Raw genomic sequence first — 1,538 nt, forward strand, 5'->3', positions numbered from 1 at the left:
AATACTATGAGAAATGCTATTTTCTATTTTATTTCTCATAGTGTTATGTCTTTGATTTACAAGATATTATTATGTGCGTTATGAGAACATGAGAAATGAAAATGAAAAATCGTTTCTAGTAGAATGTCAGATTCGTGTTTTTTATATGATATAGACTAGATTAATTGATAAAGCATATCTTTTTTCTGTCAAAATTGTTTGTTTAATAGATATTTATTTCTACTTTTGTCATAGTTTACTTTCGAGCGAAGGAAGTAGCTTTTTAATCATTTTATTGAGAACGGTTATTTATTATATATCTCTCCAAAAGAATCCGCTAATTTTTTTCCTGGGGATTGTAATAAGTGTCGGGTCTCACGCATCTTTTGTATATATACTTTGTTATATACTCAATTGGGCGTGGGGCTATCACTTATGCATCTGGGAAGGGTCTTAGCGGATACCATTTGGAGGGCGTAAGTAGATAGTTCCCACGTTCTCTTTTTATATAAACCTCGCACCACCGGGAACTGATGTGGTAATTCATATAAACTATGTGCGGAGACTTTAATCGTATCATCATTCAGCTATCGCAGCATCCTGTTGTGAACAAATCTTTCTCTGATTTAACCTGTACCGAATGCGAACAGGCGTATGTCTTGATAAATGAATTGATTAGTTTATCAGTAGAAGAAGATTATACCCTATTGGATTATATTCAGATGGCACGCCTGAAGTATTATCTCGGTGAGCTTTCTTGCAAGATATATTCTGTAAAGGAAGATGCCGCCCTTCATTATGGTAGCGCCCTTCATTTATTGGAGAAAGGCGGTCTCGATCTGAGCCTAAAGAAATGGATTGAACTTGTCAGCCTGCGTATGGAGGAATAAATCGTCGTTGCATTTCAATTCTGCATTTCCTGACGTATGTTTGCCTCATTTCTTTTTGCATATACTTGATTGAATAATCCTGTATATGCAAAAATCATCATGTCTTATAATCCGGTTTTGGTATATTTTATATGGCACTTCTCTTTTCTCTTATGATTTTCTTCTTAATTTATCTTTGCCTTACGCTCGCCCGCGTGTGATATAATAATGTGTATCCCTCTCGTCGTTTCCGCACACAATTCCCCCATACATAAAAAATATGTTCTACAACATCGTTATGCATCAGCACTTTAGCAAATGTATTCAAAAATAATTAGAAAAAATAGTTTGATATATTTGGAGTGTATACCAAAAGGGCGTACTTTTGCACCCGCTTTCCAAGAGAAGAAAGCCTTGATAAATTGACTTAGTGAAAAAGTGGAATTATACTTAAAGAAAAGAACGAAAAACTTCCGAAAAAGTTTGGATTATAATAAATAAAGTTCTTATCTTTGCAGTCCGATTCGCAAAGAAAATTGGCAAGAGTTATTCTTTCATACATTCTTTCCCTTTCGCATAGAGAGCCAGAGAAATCGAGTAAAAAGAAAAACTGAAAAAAACTTCCGAAAAAGTTTGGTAGTTAAAAATAAAGCCCTTACCTTTGCACCCGCTTTTAAAACGAAAGCAACA

At 34.5% G+C, this 1,538-nt stretch carries 1 protein-coding gene; it reads left to right on the forward strand.

The features are described 5' to 3' along the window. Positions 1 to 533 precede the first annotated feature (533 nt). Positions 534 to 869, forward strand: coding sequence for a hypothetical protein (locus AAHJ11_RS22300; RefSeq protein ID WP_004327208.1), 336 nt, complete (start codon positions 534 to 536; stop codon positions 867 to 869). Positions 870 to 1,538: the final 669 nt, after the last annotated feature.

The organism is Bacteroides sp. 90-K9/2 (genome assembly GCF_047310725.1).
Taxonomy (GTDB): domain Bacteria; phylum Bacteroidota; class Bacteroidia; order Bacteroidales; family Bacteroidaceae; genus Bacteroides; species Bacteroides vicugnae.

What these genes read in the sequence shown, in the direction of transcription:
- AAHJ11_RS22300 (WP_004327208.1), top strand. Translation starts at nt 534, where the DNA reads ATGTGCGGAGACTTTAATCGTATCATCATTCAGCTATCGCAGCATCCT.